Origin of the sequence: Paenibacillus apii (assembly GCF_011043685.1) — a bacterium.
GTDB lineage: Bacteria > Bacillota > Bacilli > Paenibacillales > Paenibacillaceae > Paenibacillus_AQ > Paenibacillus_AQ sabinae.
This window is the reverse complement of sequence record NZ_JAAKGU010000001.1, coordinates 219,784-244,713: the sequence shown is the minus strand read 5'-3', so window position 1 is coordinate 244,713 and position 24,930 is coordinate 219,784. Positions and strand designations below refer to the sequence as shown.

The window sequence follows — 24,930 nt, the reverse complement described above, 5'->3', positions numbered from 1 at the left end:
TAATAAATGAGATGAATATTACAAATTTTAATTTCCAGTTTACAATTACGGAGGCAGCATGATTATAACTACGGGCGATCGCCCGCTAACCGAGGTTGCCGAGCGCGCGGAGCGTCTGGCCAAGCAGCTGGGGGTTCCCTATGTGCCGCGCGGCAACCAATCGATGTCCAAGCTTCTCACGTTCTGCGGCGGCGAAGAGGCGCTGGTCGTGCTGCTTCATAGCGTACGATTGCTTAGGCCGGGCAGGCCTCAGCTTCAGTTCCACCCGAGCATGGGGTTTGTCCGTGCCAAGCGGATATTAAAGGGGGAATGCGATCCCTTGCTGGAAGCAGCCGGAATGGTTCCTGGCGACAGCGTGCTCGACTGCACGGCGGGGCTTGGCGCCGATGCGCTGCTCTTTGCGTTACACGGGGGCGAACATTCCCGTGTTACCGCACTGGAGAGTTCCCTGCCGCTGTATGCCCTGCTGGCGGAAGGAATGGCTCACTACGATTCCGGAATCAGTGAGGTGGACGCGGCACTGCGACGGATCAATATCGTTCACAGCGACCACATGGACTACCTGCGGAAGCTTCCGGACCATAGCGTGGACATTGTCTATTTCGATCCGATGTTCCGTGAGCCGCTTGAGGATTCATCGGGAATCTCTCCGCTCCGTCCATACGCCAACAGCGATTCGCTGTCGCCGGAGAGCGTGACTGAAGCGGTCAGGGCTGCCCGCAAAGCGGTGGTGCTGAAAGAGAAGAGAGGCAGCGGCGAGTTCAGCCGGCTCGGATTTGCGGAGCAGCTTCGGCCAGGGACGAAAACATCGTACGGGGTGATCACAATTGACCAATGAAGCCAAACCGAACGTGCTGGTGCTGCTTGGCCCGACTGCGGTCGGCAAGACCCGGCTGAGCCTATCGATCGCCGATGAATTCCAGGCGGAGATTATATCCGGCGATTCGATGCAGGTCTACCGCGGCATGGATATCGGCACAGCCAAAATTAAGCCGTCCGAGATGGAGGGGATTCCCCATCATCTGATCGATATCCTCGATCCTCGGGAGCCTTACTCGGCAGCTGAGTTCCAGACCGAAGGCAGAAGGCTGATCGGAGAGATTACCAGAAGAGGCAAGCTGCCGTTCATCGTAGGAGGAACGGGCCTTTATATTGAATCTCTCTGCTACGGCTTCCGTTTCTCCGAGGCCGTTGCCGACGAGGCGTTCCGCGCGGAGATGGACCGGTTCGCGGATGAGCATGGCGCGCTTGCGCTGCACGCGAAGCTTGCCGAAGTTGACCCGGCCAGCGCCGATCGGCTGCATCCGAACGACCGGCGCCGGATTATCCGCGCCCTGGAGATTTACCGGCAGACGAATACGCCGCTTTCCGAGTCTCCGGCAGCCCAAAAACCGGAGTCTCCCTATAACCTTTGCCTCATCGGTTTGACAATGGACAGGCAAATACTATATAAACGTATTGAAGAGCGAATCGACGAAATGCTGGCGGAAGGGCTCGTCGAAGAAGTGAAGAGGCTGATGGAACGCGGCTGCGGCCGTAGCCTCGTTTCCATGCAAGGGCTCGGGTACAAGGAGATCGCCGCTTATCTTGAGGGAGAAATGACGCTGGAACAATCAGTGACGCTTCTTAAACGCGATACGCGGCGTTTCGCCAAAAGACAGCTGTCGTGGTTTCGGCACATGAAGGATATTCATTGGATTGATGTCACCGACAGCGGAAACTTTTCCGGGAATTTTAAGGAAGTTCGTGATATAATTGCAGGAAAGTTTCATTCAGGTCTTGAATATACTTCTGAACAATCTAATTGAACCATTGGGGGTACGGCATATGAACAAGTCCATTAACATCCAAGATACGTTCTTGAACCAACTTCGCAAAGAAAATATCCCTGCCACAGTATATTTGACCAACGGCTTTCAGATCCGGGGAATTATTAAAGCGTTTGACAATTTCACGATCGTGATTGACAGCGACGGACGTCAGCAAATGGTGTACAAGCATGCGATTTCGACCTTTACGCCGCAGCGCAGCGTTTCCCTGATGCAGGACAACGCTTCCGAAGAATAATTTTGCCAGTACGCCAGAATGAGTTCGAAGCGAAACTTTTTTGCTTGTGATTCGTTTGAATAGAAGGGTGAGAGAGCAACCTGAATAAGGTTGTTTTTTCATTGCCAGTACAAAATATATATTGGAGTCCCCGCAAAGTATTCAGCATATGCTTTGGAGGAAAGGCTCCATATGATGGAGCTGCCCTTAAGGGGGGTCAGGAGGCAACATGTCGAATGACGAAATACTACGGTCGAACCGCCATAGAAAAAAAGGAGGCGGCAGCCAGCCGTCCAAGCCGAAAAAGAAGAAAAGGCTGACCCGCAGCCGTGTGCTGTGGACGCTGTTTTTTACAACGGCTTTGGCCATCTTTTGCGCGCTCGGCGGTTATCTGTTCATTACGGTCAACGGAGAAAGGCTGCTTAATGAGAACGAGGGCAAGCTGACGGTCAACGAGACGACCAAGATTTACGACCGCAACGCGAACCTGATCGGGGAACTCGCTTTGGAAAAAAGCGAACCGGTCAAGAGCGACCAGATTCCCAAGATCATCAAGGACGCTTTTGTCGCGACGGAGGATAAACGGTTTTACGAGCATAAAGGGGTCGATCTATGGTCGATCGGACGGGCGGCAGTCAAAGACGTTGTGGCCCGCAGCATGGTCGAAGGCGGCAGCACAATTACACAGCAGCTGGCCAAGAACATCTTTTTGACCCGGGACAAAACATTCTTCCGCAAAGCGACGGAGATGTCCATCGCCATGGCCCTGGAGCGCCAGTACACGAAGGATCAGATCCTTACGCTGTATCTCAACCGGATCAATTTCGGAGGCACTATATACGGCATTAAGGCCGCGTCCGAGCACTATTTCGGTGTGAGCGACCTAAGCAAGCTGAAGCTGTGGCAGATCTCAACGCTGGCGGCGATGCCCAAAGGGCCTTCCCGCTACAACCCGCTCCGTAACCCCGAGCTGTCCAAAGATCGCAGAGCGGTCGTCCTTCAGCTGATGAATGAACAGGGGTACATTACGCAGGACGAAATGAACGAGGCCAAGGCGATCAATTACAATTATAAGCCGCCGGCAAGCAAGCAGCGCTATCAGGCCTTTATCGACTACGCGATCGACGAGGCCGAAGACAAGTTCGGACTGACCGAAGACGATCTCAACATTGGCGGCTACAAAATCTATACGACCATGGACAAGGATGCGCAGCAGACGGTCGAGAACGCTTTTGCCGACAGCGATAATTTTGAAAAAAGCGTCGACGACGAGCCGGTGCAGGGTTCGATGGTCATCATCAATCAGGAGAACGGCAGCATTGTCGCTCTGCTCGGCGGACGGAATTACGAGAAAAAAGGCTACAGCCGCATTACCGGCAGCCGGCGTTCGCCGGGATCGTCGATCAAGCCGATCGTATCGTACGCTCCCGCCCTGGAATCGGGCGAATTCTCAATCAGCTCTCAGATCAGCAACGAGAAGCAGTGCTTCGGCGATTACTGCCCGACCAATCTGCACGGGTATTCGTCAACGATCAGCATGACCGAAGCGCTGACGAAGTCGGAGAATATTCCGGCCGTGTGGCTGCTTGACCAGATTGGTGTGCGAACAGGCTTCAATTTTGCCAAAAAAATGGGCATTGGCCTTCAGGATGACGACAAGAACCTGTCGCTCGCCCTTGGCGGCATGGCCAAAGGCACCAATACGCTTGAGATGGCCCAGGCGTATACCGCATTCGCCAATGGCGGTGAACTTCGCCAGGCTTACGCGATCAAGTCCATAACGGACAGCACGGGCGAATCGGTATATAAGGCCGATACTCGAGCCGAGCGCGTCATGAAGGACAGCACTGCATACCAAATGACCGAGATGATGCAGGAGGTCGTGCAGAGCGGAACAGGCAGAAAAGCGAGAATCGACCGTCCCGTTGCCGGTAAGACCGGTACGACCCAAAGCGGGTACAAGGGCGTCGACTCTAATCGCGACGTCTGGTTCGTTGGCTACACGCCCGAGCTTACGGCAGCGGTCTGGATGGGTTACGACAATCCGGACCGGAAGCATCTGCTGAAGAACAGCAGCCCGCTGGCTGCCGCGTTCTGGGGTGAAGTCATGCGCGAAGTCGTTAAGAACTATCCGGAGAAGTCGTTCCCGAAACCCGATAACTTCGAGCTTCCAGAGCCATCCAAGGCGCCGGATCAGCTCCAGGCGGTCAGCGGTCTGACAGCTCAGTACGATTCCTCGACCGGAACCGTTAACCTGTCGTGGACGCCTGTCCAGACCCCGGGAGCGGAATACCGGGTGTACCGTAAGGAGACCTCGGAAGGCGACTTCAGTCTGCTGATCAGTACGCTGACGCCGAACGCGGCGGATCTGAGCGCGATGGCGGGCCTGACCTATGAGTACTATGTGAAGGCATTCTATCCGGACCCCGGTGTCGAAAGCGATCCTTCCAATTCGGTCTCGGTGCTCATCGAGGGTGCAGAGCCGTCGGTCGAACCGACGCCATCGATTGAACCGGGTCTCCCTACGGATTCACCCGGCCAGGGAGGAAACGGAGATAATGGCGCCGGAGGCATCCCAGGCGAACCGGGACAGGGCAATGGTAATGATAACGGAAATGGTAATGGGAATGGCAACGGAAATGGAGGCGGCAGCCCGGAAGGCGAGGTTAATCCTGCAGCACCGTCGCCAACTCCGGCCCAGCAGGATTCCGCGCAGCCATCTTCTCCTGTGCCAGCCGTAAGCCCCGCCGGAGCGGTCATGCCTGACAATGGAACAGACCCGGCGTCAGCCCCCGAGGCGGGATCGGATAAGAAAGAGAAGAGTAACGACAAGTCAGCATAATGCTATTAGAAACTGCGCTCCGGTGAGCCGGCCCTTCCGTTGCCAACGGAAGAACCGGCCTGCCGGAGTTTTCCTTTTTTCAGGGATGGAATTTTGAGTGTGCCTCCTAAATGTGGTAAGCTGAAGACACCATAATGGAGAGGGTTATTATATGAAACGTAAATTCGGAGACCGGGCCAACTGGCGCCGGATTACGCGCCGTGGGTTCGCCTGCCGCTATGTTGAAAGCCGGGAATTCAGCGGATACATCACCCTTTACACGATTTACGGCTTGAAAGAGCCGCTGTGGAAAAGCTATGGCCGGCATACATACCGGATTGCGGATAAAGGATATTCATGGCTGCAGTATTTTCCCAAGGACAGTCATTATATTGTTACGGCAATGTTCGACGAACGGCAAAATATCATTCAATGGTATATAGACACCTGCAAGGTTCAGGGGGTTACGGATCAAGGAGTTCCCTGGTTCGACGATCTGTATCTGGATGTGGTCGTTCTATGGAACGGCGAAGTGTTCCTGCTGGATGAAGACGAGCTGGAGGAAGCGCTCGAACGGGGCGATATTTCGGACAGCGATTACAATTTGGCGTGGAACACCGCTCGGAATATTATGCGCGGGATTGACGCTCATGCCTTTCCTTATTTTGCCCTCTCCCTGAAGCACCGCGCCGAATTGTTCCACCATGGAGAATTCAGGAGGAAATCGTAAATGCAAAGGCATTTAGGCGGTTCTTCGCCGATCCGGGCGTTAACGGGCCGGCGGAAATGGCGTTTCGGACGAATTCCGTTGGTTACATTGGTACTTTTCCTTGCAGCCGGGCTGATCTGGAGCGCTAATGTGCTGACTCTAATCAATCGGGCCGAAACGACTTCTCCGATGAATAAAGCGGATGCGGGCATCATTCTCGGCATGGCGATGTGGGGCGATGAGCCGAGTCCGGGGCTTAAGGAGCGGCTTGACTATGGGCTGAAGCTGTATAAGCAGGGCGTGTTTTCCCATTTTATCGTCACCGGCGGGCTTGATAAACCGGGATATTCGTATACCGAGGGCCAGGGAATGCGCAATTATCTGATTGCCAGGGGTGTTCCGGATAGTGCGGTTGCCGTAGAGAACGAAGCGACATCCACCTATGAGAATCTGCTGTACAGCTCGGAGATTATGCAGCACAAGGGCTGGTCCACAGCGGTGGTAATCACGCATACGTTTCATGGGCGGAGAGCGCTGGAAATAGCCAATGAGCTAGGATATTCCAATCCCGAATTGGGACTGACCGATTCACGGACGATGTCAATGGCCAAGTATAAAACGAGGGAAATATTGGCCTACACCAAATGGAAGCTCCAGCAGGTGTTATGAAGTATGAAATGGGAAAATGGCGAATCTGCTAATAACGCCCGGAACCCGGGAATAGACTTGAGTAGAACACTGAAGCCTATGTAACGAGGTGAACCCATGAACATACGCAGCGCAGCTTCTAGCGGGCGGGACGAAGGCAGACCATCGCGGCAAATCAATATCGTACTGCGCAATCACGATACGCCGGCGGTAAGCGGAACATCGGCGATCAATGAATCGTCGGCTTCCAGGAATAGCGCGCAGATCGGCCTTTTTCAGGAGATCGGCAGCGAATTGGACGCGCTGGTAGGTCTGGATAATATTAAAGAGCTTGTATTCGAAATATACGCCCTGCTGCAAGTTGCCCAAATGCGGACCGATGCGGGTCTGGCAAGCGGCGCTCAGGCGTATCACATGGTATTTAAAGGGAATCCGGGCACCGGCAAGACGACGGTTGCGCGAATCGTGGCCAAACTGTTTCAGCGTATGGGCGTACTTTCCAAGGGACATCTTATCGAAGTCGAGCGGGCCGATCTGGTGGGTGAGTACATCGGGCATACCGCACAGAAGACCCGGGATCTTGTCAAAAAAGCGTTGGGCGGCATTCTTTTCATTGATGAAGCGTACAGCCTTGCCCGGGGCGGAGATAAAGACTTCGGCAAAGAAGCGATCGATACGCTCGTCAAAGCGATGGAAGACCACCGCAGCCAGTTCGTGCTGATCTTGGCCGGATACTCCAGCGAGATCGAATATTTTCTGATGAGCAATCCGGGGCTGCCCTCCCGTTTTCCGATCCAGGTCGAATTTCCCGATTACACCATCGACCAGCTTGTTCAGATCGCCGAGCTGATGGCTAAGGAGCGGGATTACATTTTGATGCCGCAGGCGATACTCAAATTAAAGCAGCATGTAATGCTGGAAAAAGACGAAAGCCCGCATGCCTTCAGCAATGCCCGCTATGTGCGCAACGCGATCGAGAAAGCGATCCGCAGCCAGGCGGTAAGGCTTCTTAACCAGTACGAGCATAACAGTCCGGGTAAGCAGGAGCTGATGACCCTGCGAACCGAAGACTTCAAACTGTAGGGCGGGCGTTTTGAGCGTTAGAATCAACCGCAAGAGGAGAATGGATATGGCAACTACGACTCATGATACAAATTCGGAAATTCAGGACCGGGCCATATTGGTCAGTCTTGTAACCGATGAAGTGAAACGGTCGGGAATCGATCCCGAATATTCGCTTCAGGAACTGGTTCAACTGGCCGAGACGGCCGGCGTTGAGGTGCTGGAAGTGCTTCGCCAGAATAAGGAAACCCCCGATTCCAAATGGTTCATCGGCAAGGGTAAGGTCGAAGAGCTGCGTATGGCCGCAGACGGATTGGGCGCCAATACGGCAATCTTCGATCAGGAGCTTTCGGGGGCCCAGGTACGGAATCTGGAGGAAGCCCTCGATCTGAAGATTATCGACCGTACCCAGCTCATTCTGGATATTTTCGCCGGCCGGGCCAAGACCCGCGAGGGGATAATCCAGGTGGAGCTGGCCCAGCTGTCTTACCTGCTGCCTCGCCTGTCGGGCCATGGCAAGAACCTGTCCCGGCTGGGCGGCGGCATTGGTACTAGAGGTCCCGGGGAGAGCAAGCTGGAGACCGACCGCCGGCATATTCGTGACCGGATCGGCGAACTGAAGCGCCAGCTTGACGAGGTAGTGAAGACACGGAATCTGCACCGCGAGCGGCGGCGTAAGAGCGGCGTGGTGCAGGTGGCTCTTGTCGGCTATACGAATGCCGGCAAATCCACGCTGCTCAAGCAGCTGACCGATGCGGATGTATATATCGAGAATCAGCTGTTCGCCACGCTGGACCCGACCTCGCGTTTGCTTGAGCTGCCCGGCGGCAAGAGCGTCGTGCTGACCGATACGGTCGGCTTCATCCAGAATCTGCCGCATGATCTCGTTGCCTCGTTCCGCGCGACGCTTGAAGAAGTCAACGAGGCGAATCTTGTGCTTCATGTGGTCGATGCTTCCTCCCCGATGCGGGAAGAGCAAATGGAGGTTGTGCAGACGATTCTGGAGGATCTCGGCGCATCCGGGAAGCCGCAGATCGTTCTGTTCAACAAGAGCGATCTTTGCCGTCCGGAGCAGCTCGAGATGCTGCCCGGCGGTTCGGGTTATTTGAAGGTCAGCGCTTTTAATGCGGAGGATCTGGACCGAATTAAGGATACGATTCAAAATGAGTTGTCCGGGGACACACTGAGCTTCCGGATCCCATCCAGCCGGGGGGATCTATCTTCCTTGCTGTATCGGGTCGGGGATGTGCTGGATCAGTCCTTTGAAGAGGATGACACGTTATACAGCGTTCGGGTGAACAAGGACGATTACGAAAAATGGGGCTACATGCTGGCCGATTTTGTGAATCATTCCGACCAGGACTAGAGCCGCATTCCAGGGTGTTCATTTGCGCGAATTACCAGGTTTGGCATAACTTATTTACCAAATAATCCTATTGTACAAATTGGGAAGTGACACCTTGATGTCGCTTCCTGTTATGATTATGGGAAGTAAATGTAAGGAGAGAAAGGCGTAAATGTCATTATTTTCAGAAGATATATTACAAGCTGCAGAAGCGGCCGAAGCGGAAATTCAGGAGGCGGTCCGGGTTCTTGACCGGATCGTGGATTTCAATCAATGGAAAGTCATTGAGGCGTTCCAGCGTCACCAGGTCAGCGATTTTCACTTTGCCGGTTCCACTGGATACGCATACAACGATAGGGGACGCGAGGTGCTGGACCTCGTCTATGCGGAGGTGTTCGGCGCGGAAGCTGCGCTGGTACGGCCCCATTTTGCATCGGGAACGCATACGATTTCGACGGCGCTGTTTGGCGTACTCCGGCCGGGGGACGAGCTGCTGTACATTACCGGGCGGCCTTACGATACGCTGCATAAGGTGATTGGCAAGCCTGGAGACGGGACGGGTTCCTTGGCTGATTTCGGAATAAACTACCGGGAGGCGGCGCTGACGGAAGCCGGCGAAATCGACTGGGCCGAAGTTGCCCGGGCGCTTACTCCGAAGACGAAGGTCATTGGCATTCAGCGGTCCCGGGGCTATGACTGGCGTTCATCTTTTACTGTCAGCCAGATTGGAGAAATGGCCGCCAAAATCAAGGACATGGCTCCGCATGTTATTGTCTTCGTCGATAACTGCTACGGGGAATTCACGGAGAAGCTGGAGCCTACCCAGGTCGGCGTTGATCTCATGGCGGGTTCCCTGATCAAAAATCCGGGCGGCGGAATCGCCGAGACTGGCGGATATATTTGCGGCCGCAGGGATCTGGTCGAACTGGCCGCTTACAGGCTGACGGCGCCGGGAATCGGCAGCGAAGTCGGAGCGATGTTGGGGACGACCCGGGGGCTGTACCAGGGCCTCTTTATGGCGCCCCACACAGTCGGACAAGCGCTGAAAGGCAGCATTTTTGCTGCTGCAGTCTTCGAACGCTGCGGCTTCACGACGAAGCCCGCATGGCGGGAGCCGCGGACCGATCTTATCCAGGCGATCGCTTTTGACGGACCGGAGCATTTGATCGCTTTCGTCCAGGGTATCCAGCGGGCAGCCGCTGTGGACAGCCATGCCGTTCCGGAGCCTTGGGATATGCCGGGGTATGAGCATCCTGTCATAATGGCGGCGGGGACCTTCATTCAAGGAGGGAGCCTGGAATTGTCTGCGGATGCTCCGATCCGTGCGCCTTACATCGGGTACATGCAGGGAGGATTGACCTACTCTCATGTAAAATACGGTGTGCTGATGGCCTTGCAGAGCATGCGCGAACGCAACCTGCTGTAAGCATATTAGAATAAGTTGTGAGTATATCTTACACACCATTGACACGTCATAGCCGGAAATGTACAATGAGATGAGAAAAAGATCATTGGAAGGTTGGATGAGTCATGGGTGATGAAATCCGCAGAAATATGGCGTTATTTCCAATTGGAATTGTAATGAAACTTACTGATTTGTCTGCACGGCAAATCCGCTATTATGAGCAGCATAGTCTGATTGTTCCGGCGCGCACCTCGGGCAACCAGAGATTATTCTCTTTTAACGACGTGGAGCGCTTGCTTGAAATCAAGGCATTGATTGAAAAAGGAGTCAATATTGCCGGCATCAAACAGGTGATGAACCCGGTATCGAAGGAATCTGAAGAAGCAACCGTTATTACCCCCGACACGGAAGTCCGGCGGCGCGAGCTGTCCGATTCCCAACTCCACAGGCTGCTCAAGCAGGAGTTGGTTTCCGGGAAAAGACCGGGGCAAGTCTCTCTCATTCAAGGGGAGTTATCCCGGTTTTTCAATAAATAACACATACAGAAGCGCGAAAGGGAGAGGGTATAGTGAGCTTTAGTAAAGAAGATATTTTGCGCATTGCCAAGGAAGAGAATGTCCGGTTCATTCGTCTCCAGTTTACCGACCTGCTTGGCACGGTCAAGAACGTGGAAATTCCCGTCAGCCAACTGGAGAAGGCGCTGGACAACAAAATGATGTTCGACGGCTCTTCCATTGAAGGCTATGTACGCATCGAAGAATCCGATATGTATTTATATCCCGATCTCGACACCTGGGTAATCTTCCCATGGGTGACGGAAGACCGCGTTGCCCGTCTTATTTGTGATGTCTATATGCCGGATGGAACGCCGTTTGCCGGTGATCCTCGCGGCATTTTGAAGCGTTGCCTTAAAGAAGCGAATGAAATGGGCTATACGGCCATGAATGTGGGACCAGAACCTGAATTTTTCCTGTTCCAGACCGACGAGAAAGGTAATCCAACGTCTGAACTGAATGATCAGGGGGGCTATTTCGATTTGGCTCCAATGGACCTTGGAGAGAACTGCCGCCGCGAAATCGTTCTGACCCTGGAGGAAATGGGCTTTGAAATCGAAGCTTCCCACCATGAGGTGGCTTCCGGGCAGCATGAAATCGACTTTAAATATGCCGATGCCATCAAAGCGGCCGACCAGATTCAGACGTTCAAGCTGGTTGTGAAGACCGTTGCCCGCCAGCACGGACTGCATGCCACGTTCATGCCGAAGCCGCTGTTCGGAATGAACGGCTCGGGCATGCACTGCCACCAGTCGCTGTTTAAAGGCGCCGAGAACACCTTCTACGATGAGAACGATGAGCTTGGCCTTAGCGACACCGGGCGCAACTACATGGCAGGCCTGCTGAAGCATGCGCGTGCGTTTGCCGCAATCACGAACCCTACGGTGAACTCTTACAAGCGTCTGGTTCCCGGATATGAAGCGCCTTGCTATGTCGCCTGGTCGGCCAGCAACCGCAGCCCAATGATCCGTATACCGGCATCCAGAGGGCTGAGCACACGCATTGAAGTCCGGAACCCGGACCCTGCAGCCAATCCTTATCTGGCGCTTGCGGTGATGCTGAAAGCCGGTCTGGACGGAATCAAGCGTCAGCTTGATCTTCCGGCTCCGATCGACCGGAACATTTACATTATGTCCGAAGAAGAACGGATCGAGGAAGGTATTCCAAGTCTGCCGGCCGACCTGAAGGAAGCGCTGGGCGAATTGATCCGGAACCCCGTTATTACCGATGCGCTGGGTGAACATGCGCTTGCCCATTTCTACGAGCTGAAAGAGATCGAATGGGATATCTACCGGACGCAGGTGCATGACTGGGAAAGAAATCAATACCTCACGCTGTACTAAGAATACGAAGGAAACCCTTGGCGCCTCAGGCGTCGAGGGTTTTTTGCTATAAAAGACATTCAGGGGAAGGAGGTTGTGGTGGATGCCTTATCGATACGCTTTCCAAAGGAATGGTCCCGGAATGATGTTTCCCGACTTAAGTGCATATTAAAACACGCCGATTGCAGGCGTGTTTTAATTTTTCCATTGATCCCCAGACGAGAAAGATTGGTATAGGAGCCCAAACATTCCACTGTCTGTCTGAATTTACTGGGTAGAGAGTAAGCAGGGGCAATCCAATATTGAAATGGGGGATCGTGGTGGATAATCAAAACTTAAGCGACGTCCTGGCTTTTGCATCGGTACTATCCGTTTTTGTGATGTCGGTAGTGCAGCTTATCAAGACTACAGTCAACCCGCCAAAAAGGGTCATTCCGCTGATTGGAGTTGTCATTGGCCTGTTCATTGGCTGGGCGTCGTTTCCATTTACAGACATGGATGTACCTCTGCGGATATGGGCCGGGGGGCTTGCGGGCTTGTCGGCTACAGGACTGTTCGAGCTGGCGTTTAATAATCGATCCGATAAGAATAAGAAATGAAGAAGCGTCACCCATAGTTCCTAACTTGCGGGAGTGTTCAAGAATGTGTTCATCCGAATTCAAAAGACGAGCTTTACATTGATGAAGCAATGGCGAATAATCCTCGAATGGTTCAATCTTTGCCGCGCCAATCGGTGAAAAAAGCATCTCAGCTTACTGCCGTATCGTGACCCTCGTATGCAGCGGAACGATCCGGGATAACGCAAGAACGTCGGTATTGTACATCCGGATGCAGCCACGCGAGACTAGATGGCCGATCGATCCGGGATCAATCGTACCGTGAATGCCGTAATGGGGCCTGGAAAGACCCATCCAGAACACGCCGAACGGTCCTCCCGGATTCGCCTGTTTGTTCACAATCGTATATTCGCCGACCGGTGTCTGGGTAAGCATCTTGCCGATTCCAACGGGGAATCCCCTCACGACCTTATTGTTATCCAACAGATACAGCATGCGATCCGATAAATCGACAATGATCCGGTAATTGGGCATCTCGCAGCACTCCTTTACGGAATAAAATATGCGGAGAGGGCGTACGCCGTGCCTAGTTAAGCTTTCCGGTTTTCTTTGCTGATGTTCGCATATTAAGCTGGCAGAAAAAATAAAAAAAGCGGCTTCGTCCAACGACAGGCCGCTTTTCTCGCTAACATATTAATGAATGTCTCTGAATAACCCGATCACTTTGCCCAAAATGCTTACCCGGTTAAGGCGAAGCGGCTCATAGGCGGGATTCTCGGGCTGGAGCCGGATGTGATCCCGTTCCTTATAAAAGGTTTTGACCGTAGCTTCATCATCTTCGGTCATGGCCACCACGATATCGCCGTTGTCGGCGGTCTGCTGCTGCCGGACGATAACGTAATCGCCGTTCATGATACCGGCTTCAACCATGCTGTCACCCACAACGGAGAGCATGAAGACCTTATTTTCTCCTACGTAATGGGTAGGCAGAGGAAAATAATCCTCGATATTCTCTGTGGCTGTGATCGGCACTCCAGCGGTTACCTTCCCGACTACCGGTACCCGTGCAATCGTCTGAACGAATTGATGTACATTCTCTGAATCTTCCTGACCCAACAGCTCGATGGCGCGCGGCTTCGTGGGGTCGCGGCGGATAAGCCCTTTCTTCTCCAGCCTGTCGAGGTGTCCGTGTACAGTGGAACTGGAAGCCAGGCCGACGGCTTCGCCAATTTCCCGGACGGAGGGCGGATACCCCTTACTGCGAACTTCGTTACGTATAAATTCCAGGATCGCCAGCTGGCGACTCGAAATTTTTGACATCGGAATACACCCCATCTATCTAGTAATGTTTGGGAGAATTATAACACAGAACCTCCGTTCGCACAAACGTAAGTTCTAAAACGCAAGCGAACAATTGTTCGAAAAACCTCTTGATCGAAACACATGTTCGTGCTATATTATTTTTGAAGCAAGAACAAGTGTTTGGAGGTCGATGAAATATGTTAAAATACAGTACATACCAAAGCATTTACAATGAAACTCTTGAAGCGACAACGCCGGAACGAAAATCTGTTTCTCATCATATGAATCCATCAGGTAAATCTGCCAAAGCAGTTGCTACGAGATCCTATCCCTTTTCATCCATGCAGAATCTGTTCAAAATTGCGACTGTGCTTCTCCTCGTTATTTCCGGATTTACCGTTGTGGGTCAGGTCTTTGCCAGCTCGGTATCTTCACCGCAGCAGGAGAAGCGGGTTGTTGTGGAGCCCGGCGATACTCTATGGAGTATTGCGCTCAAGAATAAACCGTCCGATATGAGAACAGTCGTATACATTGAAGCGATTAAACGGAATAACGATCTGAACGGTCCCGATATCCAGGCAGGATCCGTCCTGTCGATTCCCGTGTACAAATAACCGAACAGAATAATCAACATCCAACGAACATAAGAAGAGCTTGCGTGGGGGTCGCCTTGACAAGCTCTTTTTCTCATGGCAAAGTTAGAATGAATTTAGAGCTTGACGCACCGGTTAAGGGATTCCAGGCCCTACCCGAAAGAAGTCCAAGCATCAACTAGGAGGGAACAACTTTGAATATAGATGAATTGGTTAACCGCATTAATGAGCTGGCACGCAAACATAAGAGTGAAGGGCTTAATGAAGAAGAGCTGGCGGAACGCGCGAAGCTCCGGGAAATCTATCTTGGCAATGTCCGCCGCAATTTCCGCGCTCAGCTGGAATCGATTGAAATTGTGGATGGCAACGGAAATGATCAAGGCGGCCAAAGACCCTTGCACTAATCAGCCGTCTTTTCATAGATATTTCAGGAAGACTAGGGGGAAAAGAAATGGCCCGTTCTTGGGAAAGAATGGTTCAACGCAATTCGCAGCAGATCAACAAGAGAAGAAAAAAGGAAGGTAAAGAGTCGATCTACAGATCAAGCCCGGCAGGCCAGACCGACGTGTACAAAGGACGGAATATCATCTTTCCCGTTCTCCTTGCGGCACTTGGGATTTTGTACTGGATGATCGGCCAGTTCGACACTTCTTCGGCCAGCCAAAACAGTCTGATGCTGAATTGGGTCGGCGTTGTGCTCTATTTCGCGCTGGCAGCCATGATTTTCTTCCGCCGCCCTTATTTGAAAGTGGAACGGGCGCGTGTATCCACCTTTAAGTTTAACCGCCAGAGGTTCCTGGAGGCGTCTGACATCGAGAAGATTGTCATTTCGCGGAATTCCGTCAGCATTAAGCCAAAAGCCACCAAGCGGGGCCAATGGACTTTCTCCAGATTGCTCAACCGTTTTGATACTTCAGTGATGGGTGATCGGATGGAGCAGTTTGCCAATCAACACAAAATTTCGGTGGAACACAAATAAGCCAGCAATGATAAAGATTATATAGAGAGGGAGTAATGGAATGCCGATTGCCGCCGTACTGTTCGATTTGGATGATACCCTGTTGTGGGATGAGCGGAGTATTGAGGAAGCTTTTGAATACGCTTGTAAAGCTGCTGGAGAGGCTGTGGACCCCAAGGAACTGGAAGCTGCAGTCAGACGCGAAGCGAGAAATCTGTACGAGTCATACGAAACTTACCCTTTTACTCAGATGATCGGAATTAACCCGTTTGAAGCGCTGTGGGGGAATTTCACGGCCGGAGAACAGGAGGAGTTCCGGAAGATGGAGCAGCTTGCTCCCATCTATCGCAAAGAATCGTGGCGCCGGGGACTTGCGGCTGTAGGCATTGACGATGAGAGCCTGGCGGAAACGCTGGCTGCGAGATTTGGCGCGGAACGGAGAAGCCGTCCATATATGTATGAAGAGACGCTGGAAATCCTGACTGCGCTGCGCGGACGTGTAAAGCTGCTGCTGCTGACCAACGGCTGTCCGGCCTTGCAGCAGGAGAAGCTGGATGGTGTACCCGAGCTGATTCCATTTTTTGATCATATCGTGATCTCAGGAACCTTTGGTAAAGGCAAGCCCGATCCGTCGATCTTCGAGCATTCGCTGAAACGGCTGGAAATTTCGCCGGAGGAGGGCATCATGGTTGGCGACAAGCTCACCACGGATATCCGCGGCGGTTTGGCGGCAGGTCTTACAACGGTATGGATTAACCGTACCGGCAAGCCGTCCGATCCCGAAATTATTCCTCACTATGAAATCAAACATTTATCAGAGCTGCTTCCGCTCGTAGAAAGTCTCTGACATTACCGCAATTTTGTTCTTTGCAGACCGGTATTCCTTTTCCAAGGGATATCGGTTTTTTACATGCCAGCGAGAACCGGTTCAACCGGGTTTGTGATAAATATCTCTTTTTTTCTGCGCAAAGTCCCGTTTGCTATCCCCCAAAGGCGTTAATCCATGTATAATAGAAGTCATATACTTAACGCAGCATTGACGCATGATGTAATAACAATACATGCCAAACTTCGCCGCTTTAAGGAGGACTTATGCCGGGATTTTTCCTGAAAAAGATTAGGGCTGCCATGATGATTGCTACAATGGTCGCTTCAGTGCTTGCAGGCTGTGCTTCCAAAGGGAATAATCAAGCTGTCATGGATATGTCCAGGATGTCAATGGACCCGATCAAGGTCGAGCTTACCTGGAGTCCGGCCGGTGCGTCGGCTAACCAGGAGATCATCTTTAAAGTCGAAGTAACCCAGGGCGGCGATGTGGTAGACGATGCTGATGAAGTATTATTTGAGATTGTTAATGACAACGATTCGTCCAAGAAACTCGAGCTTAAAGGAGAGCTGGACGAAGAGGGGAAATATACGGCAGCCGGGACGCTTGAGGAAGCGGGCGTGTATCATGTGACGTCACATGTAACCGCCCGGACTCAGCACTCTATGCCGACCAAACCGCTGACCGTGAAGCCGTAATCAATGCCGGGAAACCGGCTGGAAATAAGATAAACTTGCAGAGTGGGCCGGGATACTTTCCGAATTCCCTTTATTCTGCTAAACTTACTCTAATGTTTTACTGGGGGGATTGGAAGTTGGCTAAACCTACATTAGCAGAAGCGCTGGCGCAGCGCATTTTGATTCTGGACGGTGCCATGGGCACCATGATTCAGCAAGTTCCTTTGACCGGAGAAGACTTTGGGGGAGACGAGCTGGACGGCTGCAATGAAATGCTTGTGCTGACCAGACCCGAAGTCATTCGGGATATTCATGAAGCATATCTGGAAGCCGGCGCCGATCTGATCGAGACGAATACATTCGGGGCTACCTCGGTTGTGCTTGCGGAATACGATATTCCACAAAGAGCGCGCGAAATCAATCTTGTCGCCGCCCAAATCGCCCGGGAAGCCGTCAACAAATACGATACACCGGATCGTCCCCGCTATGTTGTGGGTGCGATGGGACCGACAACCAAAACGCTGTCGGTTACCGGAGGCGTGACATTTAGCGAGCTGACGGACAGCTACGAGGAACAGGCGGTAGCGCTCATTGAGGGCGGCGTCGATGCTCTGATGCTCGAAACCTCTCAGGATACCTTAAATGTAAAAGCGGGCAGCATCGGCATCCGCAACGCATTCGAGAAGACGGGAGTCACCCTGCCGGTTATGATTTCCGGAACAATTGAACCGATGGGCACGACGCTGGCGGGCCAGAACATCGAAGCCTTTTATATTTCTTTGGAGCATCTAAAGCCGATCTCTGTCGGCCTTAACTGTGCGACCGGACCGGAATTCATGCGGGACCATATCCGTTCGCTCTCCGCGATGGCCAAAGCTGCGGTCAGCTGTTATCCAAACGCGGGGCTGCCCGACGAGAACGGTAACTACCATGAGTCGCCGGATTCGCTGGCGCGCAAGGTAGCGGCGTTCGCCGAGAAGGGCTGGCTGAACATCGCCGGCGGCTGCTGTGGTACCACGCCAGAGCATATCCGCGCGATGGCGGAGCTGCTGTCGGAGTATCCGCCGCGCCCGTTGCAGGGAAGCCATTCGCCGGCGCTGTCCGGCATCGAGCCGATATACATCGAGCAGGATAACCGGCCTTATATGGTCGGAGAGCGCACCAACGTGCTCGGCTCCCGCAAATTCAAACGGCTGATTGTAGAAGGCAAGTATGAAGAAGCGTCAGAAATCGCGCGTGCCCAGGTAAAGAGCGGGGCGCAGGTAGTCGATGTGTGCGTTCAGGACCCCGACCGGGATGAAATGGACGATATGGAGCGGTTCCTGGAGCTGGTCGTGAAGAAGGTTAAAGTTCCGCTGATGATCGATACAACCGATCCGAAAGTGATTGATCGGGCCCTGCAGTACAGCCAGGGTAAAGCGATTATTAACTCCATTAACCTTGAAGACGGTGAAGAGAAATTTGAAAACGTCACGCCGCTGATTCACAAGTACGGCGGGGCGGTCGTCGTCGGAACCATCGACGAAAGCGGCCAGGCGATCAAGGCGGAAGACAAGCTTGCGGTAGCCAAGCGTTCCTACGATCTCCTTGTAGGGAAGTACGGCTTGTCGCCGGAAGACTTGATCTTCGACACGCTGGTCTTCCCTGTAGGCACTGGGGACGAACAGTACATCGGCTCGGCCAAGGAAACGATCGACGGAATCCGTCTGATCAAGGAAGCTCTGCCGGGCGTGCATACCGTTCTCGGAATCAGCAATGTATCGTTCGGACTGCCGGAGGCGGGCCGGGAAGTGCTGAATTCCGTGTTCCTTTACGAATGCACCAAGGCAGGACTGGATTACGCGATCGTAAATACGGAGAAGGTTGAACGGTATGCCTCGATTCCGGAGGAAGAGCGCCGTTTGGCCGAGGAGCTCATCTACAATACGAATGACGAGACGCTGGCCGTCTTCGTCGCCGCTTTCCGGGGCAAGAAGGTCGAGAAGAAGGAAAAGATCTCCAACCTGACTCTGGAAGAGCGTCTGGCTTCCTACGTGGTTGAGGGCAGTAAAGAGGGCCTGATCCCCGATCTTGACGAGGCGCTGAAGAAGTACGGCTCGCTGGAAATTATTAACGGACCGCTGATGAGCGGGATGTCCGAGGTCGGGCGGCTGTTCAATAACAACGAGCTTATCGTTGCTGAAGTGCTGCAAAGCGCTGAAGTGATGAAAGCGTCGGTTGCCCATCTCGAACAGTTCATGGAGAAGAACGAGAGCTCGGTCAAGGGCAAGATTCTGCTGGCCACCGTTAAGGGAGATGTGCATGATATCGGCAAGAACCTTGTCGAGATCATTCTTTCAAACAATGGTTACCAAATCGTCAATTTGGGTATAAAAGTACCACCGGAGACGATCATCGAAGCGTACCGGAAGGAAAAAGTCGATGCCATCGGCCTGTCCGGCCTGCTCGTGAAGTCTGCGCAGCAGATGGTTCTGACGGCGCAGGATCTGCGTACGGCAGGAATCGACGTGCCGATTATGGTCGGCGGGGCGGCTCTGACCCGCAAATTCACCAAGACACGAATCCGTCCGGAGTACGACGGCCTCGTGCTCTACGCCAAGGACGCGATGGACGGGCTTGGTCTTGCCAACAGGCTGATGAACCCGGTGGAACGGGCCAAGATGGCCGAGGAGATGCGGGAGGAGCAAGAGGCCGTTGCAGCTGCTCCGCAGAAGACGGAGCTTCCTGTGCTGACAAGAGCGGTTCGCTCGAGCATATCTCAGGACGCGCCGGTCTTTATTCCGCCGGACCTGGATCGGCATGTGCTCCGCAATTATCCGATTGGCCATGTCATACCTTATGTGAATATGCAGATGCTGCTGGGCCATCATTTGGGGCTCAGGGGCTCTGTTGAGGCGCAGCTGGCCGCAGGCGAATCCCGCGCAGTCGAACTGAAAGAGACGGTAGACGATCTGCTGCTCGAAGCGACGGTGAATGGAACGATCCGTCCGCAGGCGATGTACCGGTTCTTCCCGGCCCAGTCGAGGGGGAACGATATTCTGATCTATGATCCGGAGGATACGGGGAAGGTTCTGCACACCTTTACTTTCCCAAGGCAGCAGGTTGAGCCATATCTCTGCCTGGCCGACTTCCTGAAGCCGGTGGACAGCGGAATCATGGATTATGTCGGTTTCCTCGTGGTGACGGCAGGGCACGGCGTTCGCGACCTGTCCGAAGAATTGAAGAACAAAGGCGACTATCTCCGTTCCCATGCGCTGCAGGCGCTGGCTCTTGAAGTCGCTGAAGGGCTGGCCGAACGCGTGCATCATATGATGCGGGACACCTGGGGCTTCCCGGACCCGGCGGATATGACGATGAAGCAGAGACACGGAGCAAGGTATCAAGGCATCCGCGTTTCCTTCGGCTACCCGGCCTGCCCGGATCTGGAGGATCAGGGGCCGCTGTTCAAGCTGATGCGCCCCGAGGATATTGGCATCCACCTGACCGACGGGTTTATGATGGAGCCGGAGGCTTCCGTGTCGGCTATGGTCTTCGCCCATCCCGAAGCGCAGTATTTCAATGTGGAGAAAGCTTAAGCTTTGGACAGAATAGGATGAAGGGAACTTTCACGGTGTACCAGCCTCCCGGTTACGGGAGGCTTTTTGCTGGAAGACCGTGAGGATTTGGAGTGGAAGCAGAGACCAGAGAGAAAGGAGGGCAGATATGGAGATTTACTTTTTGGGCACGAATGCGGGCGTTCCCACGTTGCAGCGCAATGTGACCTCGGTTGCTCTGAGGCTGCTTGAGGAGCGCCGGAGCTTCTGGATGTTCGACTGCGGGGAAGGAACCCAGCATCAGGTTCTGCGTTCGCCGCTGCGGCTCGGCCGGCTGGAGAAGCTGTTCATCACCCATCTCCACGGCGACCATCTCTTCGGACTTCCCGGACTGCTGAGCAGCAGGGGATATCAGGGAGGGACAGCCCCTCTAACGGTGTACGGCCCGCCGGGGCTCAAAGCATACCTGGATATTTCGCTGTCGGTCAGCCAGTCCAGAATTCCGTACAAGCTCGAAGTAGTCGAGCATAACGGCGGGCTTATTTTTGAAGATGACAGCTTTAAAGTGGAGTCCGCTCTTCTGGAGCACCGGATCGACAGCTACGGCTACCGTGTGATTGAAAAGGATCGGCCCGGCAGCCTCAATACCGAGCGGCTCAAAGCATATGGCCTGAAGCCCGGTCCTTTGTACGGCGTGCTGAAGAGCGGCCGGGATGTGACCACGGATGAAGGGATAACGATTACAGCCGCCGAAGTGCTGAGTGAACCTAAGCGCGGCCGGATCGTCACCGTGCTTGGAGATACCAGACCTTGCGGGAATTCCATCCCGCTGGCAAGAGAGGCTGATCTGCTGGTCCATGAGGCGACCTTCAGCCATGACCTGGCCAGGATGGCCCGGGATTACCATCACAGCACGACTGTTCAGGCGGCGGAAATCGCGAAAGAGGCGGGCGCCCGGCAGCTCCTTCTTACGCATTTTAGTTCCAGATACGGCTCGCTGGACGAGCTGATTCCTTTGCTAGATGAAGCGCGCTCCATATTCTCCGAAACGCTGCTGGCCGAGGAATTCCGGCTGTATCCGGTGGAACGGAAGACGGGAAATTGAAGGGGAAATTAAATTATTTTCCGGGAAAGCGCAGGAAGTGACAGGCGAACGTCAAAAATTGCTTCCGCAGCCGCCGGTTCGATGCCGTTCGACTTTTGGAGGGCTTCCGGCGCGAAAAGACTGGAGAAAATTGTCTTAAATTTTAAGGGAATTGTGGATATTCGGGACTCTAACCGGTGTTCTCTTTAAATAGATGTGGCCTTAAGTATCATTATTTTATGTCGTTAATCATTTATACCATAAATCATGCGATGGGGAGGATGAGTGACAATGACCGAAACCATACGGATTGATAACATCAAAGGCCTGCTCTTGGACCTGGACGGCACGTTATATCACGGCGGCATCATGATCCCGGGAGCGGACGAGCTGATTGCCGGGCTAAGAGCGAAAGGCATTCCGTTTCTGTTTGTAACGAACAACTCGTCGAGGACGCCGGAAAGCGTGGCTGCACATTTGCTGGCTATGGGAATTGAAGCCGAGGCGCGGGAAGTTTGCACATCTTCGCTTGCGGCCGCGAGATATATTGCGGAGGAATCCCCGGGCGCATCCGTGGCGATACTTGGGGAAGAAGGTCTGCTCAGGGCGTGCGAGGAAACGGGCCTGAACATCGTGTCCGATTCGCCGCAGTACCTCGTTCAAGGGATTGACCGGTCTTTTACATATGATTCGCTGACCAGGGCGGCCCGCTGGATTGCCGGGGGCGCGAAATTTGTGCTGACCAATCCGGATTTGATGCTGCCTTCAGATAACGGCATGATGCCGGGAGCGGGAACGCTGGGAGCGGCAATCGAAGCCGCCAGCGGCACGACGCCGGTCATTATCGGCAAGCCGCACCGCTATTTGATGAACTATGCAACATCCCGGCTTGGCATCGATTCGAAAGAAGCTGTCGTTGTCGGAGACAATATGAGGACGGATATAGCCGCAGGAGCGAATGCGGGCTGCCGTACGGTACTGCTGCTGACGGGAGTGACGACGGAGGACAATCTGGAGCGGCACAAGGAGCTGACGGGAGTTTCCCCGGATTATATTTGTCGGAATTTGGCTGATTTGCGCGTGCTGCTTGGTGTATAATGGCATGGCTGCATTTTTGTTATTGGGTAAGTACAGGTGGAGAGGACGATGAACGATGCCGGAATTTCCGGAAATGGAGAACTATCGCAGGCTGCTTTCAAAACATATAGTCAATGTACCGGTCACCGGAGTGACGGTTAACAGAGAACAATCGATTAACGTGGAACCGGAGCTGTTCGAAAAAAGCCTCACAGGCGCGCGCGTGGTTTTTGTTGAACGCAGAGGGAAGCATCTGGTGTTTCATCTGCATGACGGGCGAAGGCTGCTCTTGCATCTCATGCTTGGCGGACTGCTGTTCTTTGGAACGGAGGAGGAGCGTCCAAGCCGCAGTACGCAGGTGGAGATAGCTTTTGGCGACCGGATTTTGTATTTTATGGGCTTGCGGCTGGGTTACCTCCATCTGTTATCCGTTAAGGAGACGCAGGCGGCGCTTGCCAAGCTGGGTCCCGAACTATTGGACAAGCGCATGAATGAGAAGCGGTTTGCCGAGCTGCTGAAGGGAAGACGGGGAGCGCTCAAAAGCGTGCTGGTGAACCAGCAGGTCTTTGCCGGAATCGGGAACTGCTATGCCGATGAAATCGCGTTCGAAGCGGCTCTGCTGCCTGCGGCGCCCGTTCAGGGATTAACCCCGGAGTCGATCAGCCGGTTGTACGGCGCGGCCTGTAAAGTGCTGAGCGAGGCGTCGGACATCGGCGGCTATATGGAGATCCCGTTCATGACGGGGGACACGATGACAGGCGGCTACAATGACAGCTGCAAGGTGTATGACCGGGAAGGAGAATCCTGCAAACGATGCGGCGGAACGATTGTGAAATCGGAGCTGTCCAGCCGGAAAGTGTTCTATTGTCCGGAATGCCAGCATGAACGCTGAGCCGTATATCGGTGCGCATGTCAGCATTCGCGGGGGTTACGCGCAAGCCGCCCGGGCGGCGTGGGGAAGCGGTGCAAATTGTTTTCAATATTTTCCGAAAAACCCGCGCAGTCTCCAGCTTAAAGTGTTGGAAGCGAAGGATGCGGGAGCGTGCGTGTCTTTCTGCCGGGAAAAAGGATTGCTGTCCATCGCCCATACGCCTTATCCCACCAATCTCGCTGCCGGGGAAGGTGACGCACCGAACCGGGAAACGATGGTCAAGTCGCTGCTTAACGATCTGGAGATCGCCGAAGCGTGCGGATCGCTGGGGATTGTGGCGCATTTCGGGCATTTTCACAAGCTTGAACCGTTGCAAGGCTATCAAAATATTATACAATGTATAAATGATACGCTTCAGTCGTGGAACGGAAAGGCCAAGCTGCTGATCGAGAATCAGGCGGGCAATGGCGGCTTTGAAGGAACGACGCTGGAGGAGCTGGTCAAGATTCGGGAGCTGAGCCGATACCCGGAAAAAATCGGATTTTGCTTCGATACCTGCCACGCTTTTGCCGCTGGAATCTGGAATCCGGAGCGCACGGGGGAACTGCTGGAGTCGGGTGACAAGCTGGGCTATTGGCCGCATTTGGCGGCTGTCCACCTTAACGATTCCCGTTATCCGTATTCCTCCAAGCGGGACAGGCATGCCCGGGTCGGGTCGGGCCATATCGGCACCCAAGGCATGAAAAAACTGCTCACATCGGAGCCGCTGCTCGGCAAACCCGCCATTCTGGAGACGGAGAAGGGCCCGGACGGCACGCATAAAAATGAGATGGCGGAAGTTCGGTCATGGTTTGAATCATAGGGGGGCGCAGGTTTGATGATACATGTGTATATGGACGATTACAGGCGTGCTCCCGAAGGATTTACGCTGGCCCGCACGACGGAGGAGTGTCTGCTGATGCTTCGCGAGTGCGAGGTCGGCGTGCTTTCTCTAGACTATGACATGGGGCCGGATGACGAAGCCGGGGGATTCGTAGCCAAACGCATCGTGCTTGAAGCGCTGTTCCCCCGGGAAATCTACCTGCATACCTCGAGCGTATCCGGAAGAAAAGAAATGTTCGAGCTGTTATACCCTGCCAGACCGGAAGCAACCTTGGTCCATAACGGGCCGGTTCCGATAGCGAAGCTGCGGGAAATCGTTTCGGGAGCCGCCGGGCTATGATCGAAATGAACGAAACCGAACTGCTTGATGCCATAAGCCAGGGCGGAGCCCCGCTAGCCGTCTTTCTGGAGACGCCGCTCTGCGGAACGTGCAAAGCGGCACGCCGGATGCTGGATGTCGCCGGACATCTGCTCCCGCCAAGCGCTCAGCCCGTATCCGGGAATATTAATCTTCTTCCTGCCATTATCAGTCAGTACCGTATTTCCAGCGTTCCGGCACTGCTCGTATTTGATGCAGACCGCAATCGGCCGCCGCATATTCATTATGCTTTTCATTCAGTGGAGCGTGTGCTGGAGTACATAAGGAGTGTGAATTGAT

General features: G+C 53.7%; 26 protein-coding genes. 24 read left to right on the top strand and 2 right to left on the bottom strand.

The annotated features are described in order from the left end of the window. The first annotated feature begins 58 nt into the window (after positions 1-58). The 12 genes from G5B47_RS01220 to G5B47_RS01165 all read left to right on the top strand — a co-directional run bounded on the left by G5B47_RS01220 (position 59) and on the right by G5B47_RS01165 (position 12,511). The gene (locus G5B47_RS01220) at positions 59-838 is read left to right on the top strand and encodes a class I SAM-dependent methyltransferase (RefSeq protein ID WP_165093469.1); all 780 of its coding nucleotides are present in this window, start codon (positions 59-61) and stop codon (positions 836-838) included. Then, the gene (gene miaA, locus G5B47_RS01215) at positions 828-1,808 is read left to right on the top strand and encodes a tRNA (adenosine(37)-N6)-dimethylallyltransferase MiaA (RefSeq protein ID WP_165093468.1); all 981 of its coding nucleotides are present in this window, start codon (positions 828-830) and stop codon (positions 1,806-1,808) included. Before G5B47_RS01220 ends, miaA begins: the two co-directional genes overlap by 11 nt. 19 nt (positions 1,809-1,827) lie before the next feature. Beyond that, positions 1,828-2,067 carry an RNA chaperone Hfq gene (gene hfq, locus G5B47_RS01210; RefSeq protein ID WP_025335243.1) on the top strand — a complete coding sequence of 80 codons (240 nt, stop codon included), beginning with the start codon at positions 1,828-1,830 and terminating at the stop codon, positions 2,065-2,067. Positions 2,068-2,275: 208 nt separating this feature from the next. Then, positions 2,276-4,888: a transglycosylase domain-containing protein gene (locus tag G5B47_RS01205; RefSeq protein WP_165093466.1), complete on the top strand. Its 2,613-nt coding sequence runs from the start codon at positions 2,276-2,278 to the stop codon at positions 4,886-4,888. 151 nt (positions 4,889-5,039) lie between these two features. Next, positions 5,040-5,597: a DUF402 domain-containing protein gene (locus G5B47_RS01200; RefSeq protein WP_025335241.1), complete on the top strand. Its 558-nt coding sequence runs from the start codon at positions 5,040-5,042 to the stop codon at positions 5,595-5,597. After that, positions 5,598-6,245, top strand: a complete 648-nt coding sequence (locus G5B47_RS01195) for a YdcF family protein (RefSeq protein WP_206107167.1) — start codon at positions 5,598-5,600, stop codon at positions 6,243-6,245. 96 nt (positions 6,246-6,341) lie between these two features. After that, positions 6,342-7,307 carry an AAA family ATPase gene (locus G5B47_RS01190; RefSeq protein ID WP_025335239.1) on the top strand — a complete coding sequence of 322 codons (966 nt, stop codon included), beginning with the start codon at positions 6,342-6,344 and terminating at the stop codon, positions 7,305-7,307. A gap of 46 nt (positions 7,308-7,353) precedes the next feature. After that, positions 7,354-8,652, top strand: a complete 1,299-nt coding sequence (gene hflX, locus G5B47_RS01185; RefSeq protein ID WP_165093464.1) for a GTPase HflX — start codon at positions 7,354-7,356, stop codon at positions 8,650-8,652. A gap of 151 nt (positions 8,653-8,803) precedes the next feature. Continuing rightward, on the top strand, positions 8,804-10,057 hold the full coding sequence (locus G5B47_RS01180) for a methionine gamma-lyase family protein (RefSeq protein ID WP_165093463.1): 1,254 nt from the start codon (positions 8,804-8,806) through the stop codon (positions 10,055-10,057). A gap of 104 nt (positions 10,058-10,161) precedes the next feature. Then, positions 10,162-10,572: a MerR family transcriptional regulator gene (locus tag G5B47_RS01175; protein WP_019910684.1), complete on the top strand. Its 411-nt coding sequence runs from the start codon at positions 10,162-10,164 to the stop codon at positions 10,570-10,572. A gap of 32 nt (positions 10,573-10,604) precedes the next feature. Then, positions 10,605-11,933 (top strand): type I glutamate--ammonia ligase, encoded by a 1,329-nt coding sequence (glnA, locus tag G5B47_RS01170; RefSeq protein ID WP_165093461.1) that lies wholly within the window; start codon positions 10,605-10,607, stop codon positions 11,931-11,933. 299 nt (positions 11,934-12,232) lie between these two features. Continuing rightward, positions 12,233-12,511 carry a holin gene (locus G5B47_RS01165; RefSeq protein WP_165093459.1) on the top strand — a complete coding sequence of 93 codons (279 nt, stop codon included), beginning with the start codon at positions 12,233-12,235 and terminating at the stop codon, positions 12,509-12,511. A gap of 153 nt (positions 12,512-12,664) precedes the next feature. On the opposite strand, the gene G5B47_RS01160 is transcribed toward G5B47_RS01165, so the two are convergent. Beyond that, the gene (locus G5B47_RS01160) at positions 12,665-13,003 is read right to left on the bottom strand and encodes a L,D-transpeptidase (protein ID WP_165093458.1); all 339 of its coding nucleotides are present in this window, start codon (positions 13,001-13,003) and stop codon (positions 12,665-12,667) included. Positions 13,004-13,162: 159 nt separating this feature from the next. Further along, complete coding sequence (lexA, locus tag G5B47_RS01155) at positions 13,163-13,789, bottom strand: transcriptional repressor LexA (RefSeq protein WP_165093456.1); 627 nt, start codon at positions 13,787-13,789, stop codon at positions 13,163-13,165. A gap of 179 nt (positions 13,790-13,968) precedes the next feature. Here lexA and G5B47_RS01150 point away from each other — a divergent pair, with 179 nt between their 5' ends. From G5B47_RS01150 to G5B47_RS01095, 12 genes are all read left to right on the top strand, one after another. Continuing rightward, positions 13,969-14,385 (top strand): LysM peptidoglycan-binding domain-containing protein, encoded by a 417-nt coding sequence (locus G5B47_RS01150; RefSeq protein WP_165093454.1) that lies wholly within the window; start codon positions 13,969-13,971, stop codon positions 14,383-14,385. Between the two features lie 173 nt (positions 14,386-14,558). Continuing rightward, positions 14,559-14,768, top strand: a complete 210-nt coding sequence (locus G5B47_RS01145; RefSeq protein WP_165093452.1) for a DUF896 domain-containing protein — start codon at positions 14,559-14,561, stop codon at positions 14,766-14,768. Between the two features lie 47 nt (positions 14,769-14,815). Beyond that, complete coding sequence (locus tag G5B47_RS01140) at positions 14,816-15,343, top strand: hypothetical protein (RefSeq protein WP_165093451.1); 528 nt, start codon at positions 14,816-14,818, stop codon at positions 15,341-15,343. Between the two features lie 40 nt (positions 15,344-15,383). Next, the gene (locus G5B47_RS01135) at positions 15,384-16,169 is read left to right on the top strand and encodes an HAD family hydrolase (RefSeq protein ID WP_165093449.1); all 786 of its coding nucleotides are present in this window, start codon (positions 15,384-15,386) and stop codon (positions 16,167-16,169) included. A 245-nt stretch (positions 16,170-16,414) separates the two neighbouring features. Then, entirely contained in the window at positions 16,415-16,846 is a 432-nt protein-coding gene (locus G5B47_RS01130) for a FixH family protein (RefSeq protein ID WP_165093447.1), read from the top strand. 116 nt (positions 16,847-16,962) lie between these two features. Then, positions 16,963-20,400 (top strand): methionine synthase, encoded by a 3,438-nt coding sequence (gene metH, locus G5B47_RS01125; RefSeq protein WP_165093445.1) that lies wholly within the window; start codon positions 16,963-16,965, stop codon positions 20,398-20,400. Positions 20,401-20,527: 127 nt separating this feature from the next. Then, complete coding sequence (gene rnz / locus G5B47_RS01120) at positions 20,528-21,463, top strand: ribonuclease Z (protein WP_165093443.1); 936 nt, start codon at positions 20,528-20,530, stop codon at positions 21,461-21,463. A gap of 270 nt (positions 21,464-21,733) precedes the next feature. Next, positions 21,734-22,540, top strand: coding sequence for an HAD-IIA family hydrolase (locus tag G5B47_RS01115; RefSeq protein ID WP_206107166.1), 807 nt, complete (start codon positions 21,734-21,736; stop codon positions 22,538-22,540). A gap of 55 nt (positions 22,541-22,595) precedes the next feature. Beyond that, positions 22,596-23,411 (top strand): Fpg/Nei family DNA glycosylase, encoded by an 816-nt coding sequence (locus G5B47_RS01110; protein ID WP_165093441.1) that lies wholly within the window; start codon positions 22,596-22,598, stop codon positions 23,409-23,411. Beyond that, entirely contained in the window at positions 23,401-24,252 is an 852-nt protein-coding gene (locus G5B47_RS01105; RefSeq protein ID WP_165093439.1) for a deoxyribonuclease IV, read from the top strand. Before G5B47_RS01110 ends, G5B47_RS01105 begins: the two co-directional genes overlap by 11 nt. A gap of 15 nt (positions 24,253-24,267) precedes the next feature. Then, the gene (locus G5B47_RS01100) at positions 24,268-24,612 is read left to right on the top strand and encodes a cyclic-phosphate processing receiver domain-containing protein (protein WP_165095340.1); all 345 of its coding nucleotides are present in this window, start codon (positions 24,268-24,270) and stop codon (positions 24,610-24,612) included. Continuing rightward, positions 24,609-24,929: a YbbN family protein gene (locus tag G5B47_RS01095; RefSeq protein ID WP_165093438.1), complete on the top strand. Its 321-nt coding sequence runs from the start codon at positions 24,609-24,611 to the stop codon at positions 24,927-24,929. The genes G5B47_RS01100 and G5B47_RS01095 overlap by 4 nt, the downstream gene beginning before the upstream one ends. Position 24,930: the final 1 nt, after the last annotated feature.